This is a genomic window from Roseateles sp. GW821-FHT09H10 (assembly GCF_059415865.1).
Map to the genome: position 1 here is coordinate 271,185 of NZ_JBWKOB010000003.1, position 12,470 is coordinate 283,654.

Consider the following 12,470-nt stretch of genomic DNA (forward strand, 5'->3'; position numbering starts at 1 on the left):
AGCGTTGCAAATTGCGATTGGGGCTTACCGTGACTCTCAGTTGTAGGCCAATGCCTGAGCGGCCGGAATGCGCAGCGCGCGGCGCGCGGGCAGCGCGCAGGCAAGCAGCGAAATCAAGGCCATCAACCCCAGCCAACCCAAGGCCGTCGAGGCGCTCGGCACCAGCCGCCACGGCACGCTGAACATGATCCGACCGAAGGCCGCTTCGAGCACGGCGCTGAGGGGCAGGGCCAATGGCAGCGATACCAGCCAGGCGAGTGCCACCAGCGTCAGCCCTTCGGCCTGGATCATGGCGAGGATGGCGCCATCACGCGCGCCGATCGCCCGCAGCACGCCGATCTCGCGGCGGCGCTCCAGCACCGCGAGTCCCATGGTCGAGGCCAGGCCCATGGCGCCAACGGCGATCATCACGAGGCCCATGGCGCCGAGAAAGTCCACCACCATCAGCAGATGGTCCTCGACGACGCGGCGGTTCTCGGCCTGGGATTGGCTCGCCGTGATGCTGAGGCCTGCCTCGGTGAAGGCCTCGCGCAGCTGCTGCACGGCGTCCAGCAGGGCCACGGGAGAGCCGGGGCGATGCAGCCTCAGCACCAGGCTGGTGGCGAGGTCGTTGCCGGCGAGCGCATCCAGCGTGTCGCGTGAGGTGTAGGCGACGGCCTGGGGGCCGCTTTCCACCAAGCCCACGACCGTCCAGTCGCGCTCGGCGATGCGGTGGTGGCTGCCGACAGAGAGCGCCGGCAGCTGGCGCTGCAGCAGGCGGCTGATGACGAGTTCGCCGTCGCCACCCCACCAGCGGCCTTCGATCACGCGCGGTGACAGCAGGCGGCCGGAGACGCCCAGCAGCGTCAGCGGCTCGCTGCCGAGCTGGGTGCGCAGGCCGCGCCAGGCCTCGGCCTCGGCGATCCCCGGCACTTCAGCTGCCAGCGCTTCCAGCCTGGAGGCGGGCGTGGCCGCTGCGACGCGGAGCTGCACCTGGTAGCGCTGGGCGCTGAAGAGATCGTCCACCGAGCCGCGCACGGCGCTGCGCAGATTGGCGGCGCCGAGATAGACGGCGCCGCCCGTGGCCAGGGCCAGCACGGTCAACAGCATGCGCTGGCGGCGACGAAAGGCATTGCCCACGGACAGCAGCAACGGCCGCGCCCAGCCGCCCAGCAGCGGCACGAGGCGGGCGGCCAGGGCGCCGCGTTGCAGGCTCAGGGCCTGGCCTTCGCGGGTGATGCCGATGTCGCGCAGGGCTTCGCCCACGGGGCGGCGCAGGGCGGCCCGCACAGGCAGGGTGGCGGCAGCGAGCGGCAGCGCCAGACCGACGGCAAGCTGCAGCGCAACGGCCCATGCCGGCATGGCGATGCCGTCGAGGGAGAAGTTCAGCAGCTCCGCCTTCAGGCCGCCATAGATGCGGCCCAGCCACAAGGCCGCCGGCACGGCGATGAGGGAGGCCAGCAGGCCGAGAGCGCCCGCCTGTGCCAGCACCATGGTGGCTATCTGGCGCGGCGAGCCGCCCAGCACCTTCATGACGGCGATCTCGCGCGTCTGGCTGGCCAGCATGGCGCTGACGAGGTTGATGACCAGGAAGCCGCAGGCCAGCAGGGCCAGCACGCCGAAGGCCCCCTGGGTCATCAGCAGCGAGTCCATCTGGGCGGCGTGGATGTGCTGGCCGGGCTCGGGCACGTCGACGCTTTTGACGGCGTAGCCGGCGGCGCTGAGCTTGTCCTTGAGGACCTCGACGCTGCGGCGCACCTCGGCGCGAGTCGGGCGCTCGTCGCGCACGCGGACCTGCAGTTCGTTGAAGCCGGGTGGCCCGCCCAGGCCGGTCAGGGCGGCCTCGCTGCCGTAGAGGTAGACGAGGTTTTCCATCCAGCCCGGGGCCTGGCTGACGTCGCGCACCAGGCCGCGGATGTCGACAGACTGGGTCTGCGCACCCGCCAGCTTGACGGAGACGGGTTCACCGACGCTGGCGCCGGAGAAGTCCAGCGATGAGCGTTCCATCCACAGGCCGTGCTTCAAAAATGAGCTGTCGAACTGGAGCCGCCCGATGTCGGCGCGCTGGAAGTCGTCGAGCGCGATGACCAGGGCATTGCGCGAGCGGCCATTGGCCTGCACGGTGGCCATCACGCCACGCCGCAGCCTCGCGGCCGCGATGTCGGGTTGGGCGCCCGCGATCGCCAGCGCGTGCTCATCGGCTCTGTCCAGCACCAACGTCGCAGAAACCGGCAGGCTTGCGCGGTAGCCGAGGTCGGTAGCACGCTCGACGAGGGCCCAGGCGTTCAGGATGGTGCCCGAGGCCGTCAGCCCCAGGGCCACGGCCAGCACGACGAGGAGGCTGCGTGCGCGGTGCTGCCAGAGGTCGCGCCAGCTCTTCAGGTGGCGACGGTCAGCCATGGCGGCGGTCCTCGATGAGGCGGCCATCGCGCAGGCGCAGGCTGCGCTGCACCTGGCCCAGGGCCGCGGCCTCGTGCGTGACCATGACGATGGTGACGCCCTGCTCGCGCGCCAGCTCGGCCAGCAGCGTCAGCAAGGCCTCGGCATTGGCCGAGTCGAGATTGCCGGTGGGCTCATCCGCCAGCACCAGCGCCGGCGCATTGGCCAGCGCCCGCGCCAGGGCCACGCGCTGTTGCTGGCCGCCCGACAGCGCCGAAGGAAACTTGTCGGCCTGGTCGGCCACGCCCAGTCTTTCCAGCAATGCCTTGGCGCGTGCGGGACGCTCGCCGGCGGGCCAGCGGTCACAGAAGTCCATGGGCAGCATGACGTTCTCCAGCGCCGTCAGCGTGGGCAGCAGCTGGAAGAACTGGAAGACCACGCCAACGGCCTGGCCGCGCCAGCGCGACAGGGCGCGCTCGGGCAGGGCGCGCAGGTCCTGGCCGGCGACGCTGAGCTCACCGCTGCCGGCGCGGTCGATGCCGGCCAGCAGGTTGAGCAGCGTCGACTTGCCGCTGCCGGAAGGCCCGACGACGGCGACGAATTCGCCGCCATGGATGTCGAGGTCGAGGTCCGTCAGCGCATGGAAATCGCCGCCCGCTGCGGGGTAGCTCTTGCCGACGCCGCGCAGGCGGATGAGAGGGGTGGGTGAGTCCATGGCGGCCAATGTAGGAAGCGCAGGGGCCGCTGGCGCGCCGTTCGACGGCATGGTTCTGCCACTCGGCGATTCGGGCCTCGCCAGCGGGCGCCCGCGTGGCGATGCTGGCGCCATTCCTCACCTGGAGACGTCATGAAAGCCCTTGTCCTGTCCCTCGCCCTTGCCTTTTCTGGCATGGCGCACGCCCAGCATGGCGGCGCCGCTGCCACGGGTGCGACCGCCGCGCCGGCCGAAGCCGCGCAGTTCGATTTCCTCGTCGGCCAGTGGGAGCTGGAGGTCAGTCCCAAGGTCAGCGGACTGGCGGCCATGATCCACGGCGCGCCCAAGCTGGTCGGCAGCTGGAAGGCCTGGAAGGCCTTCGACGGCCATGGCCTGGACGACGAGCTGCGCATCCTGGATGCTTCTGGCAATCCGATATCGCTGAGCCACAGCCAGCGCATCTTCGACAGCAAGACCAGGCGCTGGCTGGTGAGCGGCCTGGATGTCTACCGCGCGCGCTTTGGCAGCAGCAGCGGCCAGTGGCAGGACGGCGAGATGCGCCTGGAGGGCAGCGGCCAGAGCCGCGAGGGCAAGCCCATGCTGACACGCACCCGCTTCATGGAAATCAGCGCCGACCGTTTCAAGATGCGCCAGGACCGCTCCGATGACAATGGGTCGACCTGGGAAGAAGGGACGCTGACGGTCATCGCCAAGCGCGTGGCGCGCAAGGCAAATCGGTAGGCGACTGCGAGCGATGAGACGAGGCTGGATCTGGGTGCAATGGGCGATCGGCTGGCTGCCGGTGGCCGCGCTGTTCGCGGTGCTGATGATGACGGTGCATGGCGCAGGCATCCACGAGGCGCTGCACTACTCGCTGCGGCTGATGGCGACGGCGGCGGTGCTTGGCCTCGCCGTGCACCGGGTCACGGCCCGCTTGCCCTGGCCGCATCCGATGCGGCTCAGCTTCATCGCCAAGCATGCGCTGGGTGCCGCGATCTACGCCATGGCCTGGGTGGCGGCCAACAGCCTGGTCGAGAGCCTGCTGGTGCACCGCATCGTTCTCGTGCTCGGGCCGGGCCTGTCGGCCTATCTGGTCACCGGCGTCTGGTTCTACGTGATGATCGCCGGGGTTGCCTACGCCCAGCGCGCCGCCGCCCGCAACGCCGAACTGGAGGCCCTGCAAGCGCGCAGCCAGCTCGCGGCGCTGCGGGCCCAACTGCATCCCCACTTCCTGTTCAACGCCCTGCACACGGTGGTGCAGCTGATCCCGCTGGACCCCGAACGCGCCACCCGCGCAGCCGAGCAGCTCGCGGCCCTGCTGAGGGCCAGCTTCGACAACCCGCGCGAGCAGGTCACGCTGCGCGAGGAATGGCAGGTCGTGCAGCTCTACCTGGACATCGAAGGCATCCGCTTTGGCGAGCGGCTGCGCGTCGACGCCGAGTTCGGGCCGGACGCGCTGGAGATGTCGATGCCGAGCTTTGCCTTGCAGACACTGGTGGAGAACGCGGTGCGCCACGGCGCCGCGCCGCGGGTGGAGGTGACAACGATCCGGATCAGGGCTCAGGCCGACGCTCAGCAGATGCTGGTCACCGTCGAGGATGACGGCATCGGCGCCGAGCCCGCGGCGCTGGAAACCGGCGGCACCGGCCTGCGTCGGCTGCGTGAGCGCCTGGGCTGGCTCTACGGCAGCGGGGCGTCACTGAACGTGCGGACGACACCCGGTCGCGGCTTGCGCGCCGAACTGCGCCTGCCCTTGCAATCTCCCGAAGACGAATGAGTGCCGTCACCGCCCTGATCGCCGACGACGAACCCGTCGCCCGCGCCGGCCTGCGCCATCTGCTGCGCGGCCTGCCCTGGCTGCATTGCGTGGGCGAGGCGGCCGATGGCCCGGCGGCCCTGGCCGAAATCCAGCGGCTCAAGCCCGAGCTGGTCTTCCTGGACATCCAGATGCCCGGGCTGCTGGGCACCGAGGTGCTGCGCCGCCTGGCCGGGTCCGGCACGCCGCCCCTGGTCATCTTCACGACGGCCCATGCCGAGCATGCGATCACGGCCTTCGAGCTGGGGGCCCTGGACTATCTGCTCAAGCCCTTCGGCGCCGAGCGCCTGAACACGACGCTGGAGCGCGTGCGCGCGGCCCTGGGCGAGCCCGTCCCGCCGGCGCTGGAGCGCCTGGCCGAGCTGCTGGGCCGTGGGCCGCTGACGCGCCTCTTCCTGCGCAGCGGCGCGGCCATCGTGCCGGTGGCCGTCAGCGAAGTCAGCCACTTCGAGGCAGTGGGCGACTACGTGGCCGTGCACGCAGCCGGCGCCGAGCACCTGTTGCACCTGGCCCTGGCGCGGCTGGAGGAGAGACTGGACGCCGAGCGCTGGGTGCGCATCCACCGCGGCTGCATCGTCAACCTGGAGGCGGTGGCGCGCTTCCGGCGCCTGGCCAATGGCCAGCTCAGCGCCGAGCTGAAGGACGGTCGGGCGCTGTTGGTCAGCCGCAGCCGCTCCCAGGTCTTGCGGGGCCTGGCAGGCTGAATCAAAGCGGGGCGCAAGCGGCCCGTTTTCGTGCGGCTGCTCGATGCTGCAGTGCGCCATCGGTGCACCTCGCACCACGACAGGGCTGTCATGGGCCGTAACCGTGCGACTGCCGCTGCCCTTGCGGGTGTGACGAAGTGCACGAAGCTGGCACGAGGCTTGCGCTCATGCCCTCCGGCTACCTCGACCCCCTCATTCCAACCCGGAGGATTCACGATGCTTCGCCGTTCTGCCCTTGCGCTGGCCGCAGCCGCCAGCCTGTTCGCTACCCCCGCCGCCTTTGCCGCCGACACCATCAAGGTCGGCGTGCTGCATTCGCTGTCGGGCACCATGGCCATCTCGGAGACCGTGCTCAAGGACACGGTGCTGATGGCCATCGACGAGATCAATGCCAAGGGCGGCCTGCTCGGCAAGAAGCTGGAGCCGGTGGTGGTCGACCCGGCCTCCAACTGGCCGCTGTTCGCCGAGAAGGCCAAGCAGCTCATCTCGCAGGACAAGGTTGCCGTCGTGTTCGGCTGCTGGACGTCGGTCAGCCGCAAGTCGGTGCTGCCGGTCTTCGAGCAGACCAACTCGCTGCTCTTCTACCCGGTGCAGTACGAGGGGGAGGAGCTGAGCAAGAACGTGTTCTACACGGGTGCCGCGCCCAACCAGCAGGCCATCCCCGCCGTCGAATACCTGATGAGCAAGGACGGCGGCGGCGCCAAGCGCTTCGTGCTGCTGGGCACCGACTACGTCTACCCCCGCACCACCAACAAGATCCTGCGCGCCTTCCTGAAGAGCAAGGGCATCCCCGACGCCGACATCATGGAGGACTACACCCCCTTCGGCCACGCGGACTATCAAAGCATCATCGCCAAGATCAAGAAGTTCGCCGCCGAGGGCAAGAAGACGGCCGTGGTGTCCACCATCAACGGCGACTCCAACGTGCCCTTCTACAAGGAACTGGGCAACCAGGGCCTGAAGGCGACCGACGTGCCGGTGGTGGCCTTCTCGGTGGGTGAGGAAGAGCTGCGCGGCGTGGACACCAAGCCGCTGCAGGGCCACCTGGCCGCCTGGAACTACTTCATGTCCATCAAGGCCCCGGCCAACGACGGCTTCATCAAGAAGTGGAGCGACTACGCCAAGGCCAAGGGCATTGCCGGCCACAAGGACAAGCCGCTGACCAACGACCCGATGGAAGCCACCTACATCGGCATCAACATGTGGGCCCAGGCCGTCACCAAGGCCAAGAGCACCGACACCGACAAGGTCATCGCCGCCATGGCCGGCCAGACCTACACGGCGCCGTCGGGCATCACATCCAAGATGGACGAGAAGAACCACCATCTGCACAAGTCGGTCTTCATCGGCGAAGTGAAGGCGGACGGCCAGTTCAACGTGGTGTGGAAGACGCCCGGCCCGGTCAAGGCCCAGCCGTGGAGCCCCTTCATCCCCGAGAACAAGGGCAAGAAGGACGAGCCCACGAAATAAGCCGGCCGCGCCGCAGCGACAGCTGCGGCCGGATGGCGTGCAGCCGTGGGCCAAGGCCCACGGCTGCTACTGCACCGGTGCGCATCGTGCGCATCACGGTTTCGTTCGCTTGGATCTTCATGATCAAACGACTTCTTTTGGGTTGGTTGCTGGCGCTGCTCGCCTTTGGAGCAACTTCGGCCTGGGCCCTGCCGCCCGAGCTCGCGGCGCGCATCGCAGCGGGTGAGGGCGACGACCGCGTCGCGGCATTGCAGCAGGCACTGGCTGCGGGTGATGCGTCGCTGGGGCCCTTCCTGCGTGCCTTGCAGGACGGCCGTGTGCGCCTGAAGGGTGGTCAGGCCCTGGTCATCGCGGAAGGCGCGAGCGCGCCGGCCGATACCGAGGAGCCGATGCTGAACAACCGCATGCGCCGCGAGATCGAGTCGGCGCTGGCGGGGCTGGATCTGCTGTCGCAAGACCGCGCCACGCGGGCCAAGGCGCTGGCGACGCTGCGCGACGACGCGGATGCGTCCAAGCTGCCCTTGCTGGAGAAGGCGCTGGCGGCCGAGACCGATGCAGAGCTGCGCGCCAACCTGGGCGCCCTGGTGGCCGGCGCCAAGCTGTCGTCCACCGATGCGGCCCAGCGCAAGGCCGCCGCGACGGAGTTGGCCGGCAGCGCCGACCCGGCCACGCGGGCCCTGTTGTTGGAGAAGCTGGCGGCCGAGTCCGATCCCGCCACCCGATCCGCCATGCAGAAGGCCGTATCCGACATCGGCGACCGCCTCGCCTGGGGCGAGCGCGCCCAGCTGCTGTTCTCCGGCCTCAGCCTGGGCTCGGTGCTGCTGCTGGTGGCCCTGGGCCTGGCCATCACCTATGGCCTGATGGGCGTCATCAACATGGCCCATGGCGAGCTGCTGATGGTGGGCGCCTATGCCACCTACTGCGTGCAGCAGGGCTTTCGCGCCTGGGCGCCCGGCGCCTTCGACTACTACCTGTGGGTGGCGCTGCCGGCCAGCTTCCTCGCAGCAGCTCTCGTCGGCGCGGCGATGGAGCGCACCGTCATTCGCTGGCTCTACGGCCGGCCGCTGGAGACGCTGCTGGCGACCTGGGGCATCTCCCTCGTCCTGATGCAGGCCGTGCGCACGCTGTTCGGCGCGCAAAACGTGGCCGTCGAGAACCCCGCCTGGCTGTCGGGCGGCTGGGCCCTGCTGCCCAACCTGACCCTGCCCTACAACCGCCTGGCCATCCTCGGCTTCGCGGCCCTGGTGCTTGTCGGCATGGGGACGCTGCTGGCCAAGACGCGCCTGGGCCTGATGGTGCGCGGCGTCACGCAGAACCGCCGCATGGCGGCCTGCGTGGGCGTCAACACGGCCAAGGTGGACACGATGGCGTTTGCGCTGGGCTCGGGCATCGCGGGCCTGGCCGGCTGCGCCTTGAGCCAGATCGGCAATGTGGGGCCTGACCTCGGTCAGAGCTATATCGTCGACGCCTTCATGGTCGTCGTGTTGGGTGGCGTCGGCCAGCTCGCCGGCACCGTCTATGCCGGCCTGGGCCTGGGCGTGCTGTCCAAGCTGCTGGAGGGCTGGCAGGGCGCCGTGCTGGCCAAGATCGCGCTGCTGATGCTGCTGGTGCTGGTCATTCAGAAGAAGCCGCAAGGCCTGTTCGCACTGAAGGGCAGGGCGGTCGAATGAAGAACAAGCCACTCCTCATCGCCGTGGCCGTGGTGGTGTTGCTCACGCCGCTGCTGCACCTGGCCTTCCCGCCAGGGCATGCGCTGCATCTCAGCGAGTTCTATGTCGGCTTGCTCGGCAAATTCCTGTGCTTCGCCATCTGCGCGCTGGCCCTGGACCTGATCTGGGGCTTCGGCGGCATCCTGTCGCTGGGCCATGGCCTGTTCTTCGCGCTGGGCGGCTATGGCATGGGCATGTATCTGATGCGCCAGATCGGCCGCGAAGGCCAGTACCAGTCGGACCTGCCGGACTTCATGGTCTTCCTGAACTGGAAGGAGCTGCCCTGGCACTGGGCCCTCAGCGACTCGCTGGTGGGCCAGATCATCCTGGCGCTCGCCGTGCCCGGTCTGCTGGCCGCGGTGTTCGGCTATTTCGCCTTTCGCTCGCGCATCCAGGGCGTCTATTTCTCCATCATCACGCAGGCGCTGACCGTGGCGGCCATGCTGCTCTTCTTCCGCAACGAGACGGGCTTTGGCGGCAACAACGGCTTCACCGACTTCAAGCGCATCGCCGGCCTGGCCATCACGTCGCCCGGCATGAAGGTCGGCCTTTGCGTCGCCAGTGGCGTCGCGCTGATCGCCTGCTACCTGATCGCGCGCTGGCTGACGCAAAGCCGCTGGGGCCGCATCCTGCAGGCCATCCGTGACGCCGAGGGCCGCGTGCGCTTCCTGGGCTATGACCCGGTGGCCTTCAAGCTCAGCGCCTACGTCATCTCCGCCATGATGTGCGCGCTGGCCGGCATCCTCTATGTGCCCCAGGTCGGCATCATCAACCCCGGCGAGATGAGCCCGGCGGCCAGCATCGAGATGGCCATCTGGGCGGCCGTGGGCGGGCGCGGCACGCTGATCGGGCCGGTGCTGGGCGCCTTCTTCGTCAATGGCACCAAGTCCGTCTTCACGGCCTGGTGGCCCGAGGGCTGGCTCTACATCCTGGGCGGCCTCTTCATCGCGGTGACGCTGTTCCTGCCGCAAGGCTTGATGGGGCTGGCGCGGAGGTTCAAGAAATGACACCGGAACTTCTTGAAGCCGGCTCCGAGGCACGCTCGCGCGCGCTGACTCGCATCGCCACGGCCGGCGAGCCCATCTTCAACCAGGGCGTGGCGCTCTATGTCGAAGACCTCAAGGTGGCCTTCGACGGCTTCCAGGCCCTGGGCGGCCTGAGCTTCACCATCGGCGTGGGCGAGCTGCGCTGCGTCATCGGCCCCAATGGCGCCGGCAAGACGACGACCATGGACTGCATCACCGGCAAGACCCGGCCCGACAGCGGCCGCGTCTTCTTCGGCAGCAACCTCGACCTGCGCCAGATGAGCGAGACCGAGATTGCCCGCGCCGGCATTGGCCGCAAGTTCCAGAAGCCGACCGTCTTCGACGCCTTGACGGTGGCCGAGAACCTGGAGCTGGCCCTGGCAGGCGACCGCCGCGCCCGCTTTGCGATGCGCGCCCGGCTCAGCGGCGAACAGCGCGACCGCGTCGCCGAACTGCTGAAGACCGTCCACCTCGCCGACGAGCGCGAGCGCGTCGCCGGCCTGCTCAGCCACGGCCAGAAGCAATGGCTGGAGATCGGCATGCTGCTGGCCCAGGACCCCAAGCTGCTGTTGCTGGACGAGCCCGTGGCCGGCATGACGGACGAGGAGACCGAGCGTACGGCCGAGCTCTTCCTGAGCCTGGAAGGCAAGCATTCGCTGGTGGTCGTCGAACACGACATGAGCTTTGTTGCCGCGCTGGCCGGCGCTCACCGCACAGTGACGGTGCTGCACGAAGGCCAGACCTTGGCCGAAGGCACGATGGCTCAGGTGCAGGCCGATGAGAAAGTGATCGAGGTGTACCTTGGCCGATGACATCCTGCGCGTTGAGGGCCTCCATCAGCACTACGGTGGCGGCTCCCACATCCTGCGCGGCCTGGACTTCACGCTGAAGCCCGGCGAGATCACCGTCGTCATGGGCCGCAACGGGGTCGGCAAGACGACGCTGCTGAAGAGCCTGATGGGTGTCGTGCCCATCACCTCCGGCACGATCACGCTGGCCGGCGAGAACATCAACAAGCAGCGCACCCACCAGCGCGTGCGGGCGGGCCTGGGCTATGTGCCCCAGGGCCGCGAGATCTTCGGCCGGCTGTCGGTCATCGAGAACCTGCAGATGGGCCTGGCCAGCCAGCCCGCCGGCACGCCGCTGTCTCCGGAGTTGTTCGAGCTCTTCCCGGTACTCGCCAAGATGCGCTCCCGCCGCGGCGGCGACCTGTCCGGTGGGCAGCAGCAGCAGCTCGCCATTGCCCGCGCGTTGGCGCCGGGGCCGAAGGTGCTGCTGCTGGACGAGCCCACCGAAGGCATCCAGCCCAATGTCATCCAGGACATCGGCCGCGTCATCAAGCATCTGGCCCATGACAAGGGCTTGTCGGTGGTGCTGGTGGAGCAGTACTACGACTTCTGCGCCGAACTGGCGGATCAATATCTGCTGATGCAGCGCGGCGAGATCGTCATGCGCGGGCGGGGCAAGGACATGGCGGCGGATGGGGTGAGGGAGAGGCTGGCGATCTGACGTTATTCTTGCCGGCGCCTTTTGCGGGCCCCCACAGCATGAATCCATCGAATCCCTATGTTCCGCCGGTGGCGGCAGTCGCTGACATGCCCGTGGCCGCCGATGCAGTCGCCGATCGCAAGAAGCTCGTGCCGCTGTGGATCAAGATCTTCGGCTGGGGCTTCATGCTGATGGGCGCGGCGATCCCGGTGTTGACGATCGTGGCGGCGGTCCTGGGTCAGCCAGCGAGCTTCGAGATATTCGGTCTCGTCTATCGGGGCTCGCCGCTGCATCCGATGGCACTTCTCATCTCGGCCTTCATGTTGTCGTTGGCGGTGTCCGCCTACGGCCTGCTCTTCGGCAAGTCCTGGGGCGTCAATGCCTGCCTGATCACGGGCTATGGGGGTGTCGCCGTCTGCCTGGGGACCATGGTTTACTCAATGGTGGCCCACAACGCCATCACCATCCGCCTCGAGTTGCTGGTTCATGTGCCGTATCTGATGAAGCTGCACAAGATCAAGCCGCTCTGGCTTTCCAAAGGCCGGCAGCTGGCAAGCTGATTCGTTGGATGCAACGTTGACGGTGTTTTCCGTGCCGCGGCGGCTGCAGTCCGCAGCACATCTCAAGCCAATCCATGTCGCTGAATCCCTATTCGCCTCCGACAGTTGAAGTCGCCATCGAGCAGCCTTTGCAAGAGGTGCCGCCGGAGATCCTCAAGAAGATCAAGGGCGCGTGGGTGGCAGGCATCATTTCAGGCGGCATGACGCTGGTGATCACGCTGATTGGAATGTCCAGCGGCAACCTTCTGGGGCCGGATGCGTGGAACCTGATCGACGTCGCATTCATCTTTGGCTTCACCTTCGGCATCTACAAGAAGAGCCGTGCCTGCGCCGTCTTGATGCTCATCTACTTTGTCGTCTCCAAGGTCATGATCACCGTCGAGACCGGCAAGGTCAGCGGCCTGCTGATCAGCCTCGTCTTTCTCTACTACTACGCCCAAGGGGTTGCGGGCACCTTTGCGTACCGCAAGTTCATCAGTACTTGAGCCGGGAAGTTGTGAGCCTCTGCGGAATTCAGCCGTCCTCAGCCTCCAACCTCGACACCGCAAACCACTCGTTCTGGTCCGTCCACATCGTGCCCGGCTGGCGCGCTCGGTGAGGGCCTGGAAGCTGCGTCATGCACATCACCGCTGCTACCCCCTCGGAC

General features: G+C 68.1%; 12 protein-coding genes. 10 read left to right on the forward strand and 2 right to left on the reverse strand.

Going from position 1 to position 12,470, the window contains the following annotated elements; genetic code table 11:
- Positions 1 to 36: 36 nt before the first annotated feature.
- Together AC07OY_RS16820 and AC07OY_RS16825 are read right to left on the reverse strand one after the other, a co-directional pair.
- Positions 37 to 2,379, reverse strand: coding sequence for an ABC transporter permease (locus tag AC07OY_RS16820; RefSeq protein ID WP_495043756.1), 2,343 nt, complete (start codon positions 2,377 to 2,379; stop codon positions 37 to 39).
- The gene (locus AC07OY_RS16825) at positions 2,372 to 3,073 is read right to left on the reverse strand and encodes an ABC transporter ATP-binding protein (RefSeq protein WP_495043757.1); all 702 of its coding nucleotides are present in this window, start codon (positions 3,071 to 3,073) and stop codon (positions 2,372 to 2,374) included. The genes AC07OY_RS16820 and AC07OY_RS16825 overlap by 8 nt, the downstream gene beginning before the upstream one ends.
- Positions 3,074 to 3,205: 132 nt before the next feature.
- Between AC07OY_RS16825 and AC07OY_RS16830 the strand changes: the two genes are divergently transcribed.
- The 10 genes from AC07OY_RS16830 (at position 3,206) to AC07OY_RS16875 (ending at position 12,309) form a co-directional block, all read left to right on the forward strand.
- Positions 3,206 to 3,793: a hypothetical protein gene (locus AC07OY_RS16830; protein WP_495043758.1), complete on the forward strand. Its 588-nt coding sequence runs from the start codon at positions 3,206 to 3,208 to the stop codon at positions 3,791 to 3,793.
- 13 nt (positions 3,794 to 3,806) lie between these two features.
- Positions 3,807 to 4,829: a sensor histidine kinase gene (locus AC07OY_RS16835; RefSeq protein ID WP_495043759.1), complete on the forward strand. Its 1,023-nt coding sequence runs from the start codon at positions 3,807 to 3,809 to the stop codon at positions 4,827 to 4,829.
- Complete coding sequence (locus tag AC07OY_RS16840) at positions 4,826 to 5,572, forward strand: LytR/AlgR family response regulator transcription factor (protein WP_495043760.1); 747 nt, start codon at positions 4,826 to 4,828, stop codon at positions 5,570 to 5,572. The genes AC07OY_RS16835 and AC07OY_RS16840 overlap by 4 nt, the downstream gene beginning before the upstream one ends.
- A 216-nt stretch (positions 5,573 to 5,788) precedes the next feature.
- On the forward strand, positions 5,789 to 7,042 hold the full coding sequence (urtA, locus tag AC07OY_RS16845; RefSeq protein ID WP_495043761.1) for an urea ABC transporter substrate-binding protein: 1,254 nt from the start codon (positions 5,789 to 5,791) through the stop codon (positions 7,040 to 7,042).
- Between the two features lie 119 nt (positions 7,043 to 7,161).
- Positions 7,162 to 8,712, forward strand: coding sequence for an urea ABC transporter permease subunit UrtB (gene urtB / locus AC07OY_RS16850; protein ID WP_495043762.1), 1,551 nt, complete (start codon positions 7,162 to 7,164; stop codon positions 8,710 to 8,712).
- The gene (gene urtC / locus AC07OY_RS16855) at positions 8,709 to 9,758 is read left to right on the forward strand and encodes an urea ABC transporter permease subunit UrtC (RefSeq protein WP_495043763.1); all 1,050 of its coding nucleotides are present in this window, start codon (positions 8,709 to 8,711) and stop codon (positions 9,756 to 9,758) included. Before urtB ends, urtC begins: the two co-directional genes overlap by 4 nt.
- Positions 9,755 to 10,588, forward strand: a complete 834-nt coding sequence (gene urtD / locus AC07OY_RS16860) for an urea ABC transporter ATP-binding protein UrtD (RefSeq protein ID WP_495043764.1) — start codon at positions 9,755 to 9,757, stop codon at positions 10,586 to 10,588. Before urtC ends, urtD begins: the two co-directional genes overlap by 4 nt.
- 1 nt (position 10,589) lies before the next feature.
- Positions 10,590 to 11,285 carry an urea ABC transporter ATP-binding subunit UrtE gene (gene urtE / locus AC07OY_RS16865; protein ID WP_495044070.1) on the forward strand — a complete coding sequence of 232 codons (696 nt, stop codon included), beginning with the start codon at positions 10,590 to 10,592 and terminating at the stop codon, positions 11,283 to 11,285.
- An 86-nt stretch (positions 11,286 to 11,371) separates the two neighbouring features.
- On the forward strand, positions 11,372 to 11,824 hold the full coding sequence (locus tag AC07OY_RS16870) for a hypothetical protein (RefSeq protein WP_495043765.1): 453 nt from the start codon (positions 11,372 to 11,374) through the stop codon (positions 11,822 to 11,824).
- A 74-nt stretch (positions 11,825 to 11,898) separates the two neighbouring features.
- On the forward strand, positions 11,899 to 12,309 hold the full coding sequence (locus AC07OY_RS16875) for a hypothetical protein (protein ID WP_495043766.1): 411 nt from the start codon (positions 11,899 to 11,901) through the stop codon (positions 12,307 to 12,309).
- The last annotated feature ends 161 nt before the right edge of the window (positions 12,310 to 12,470 follow it).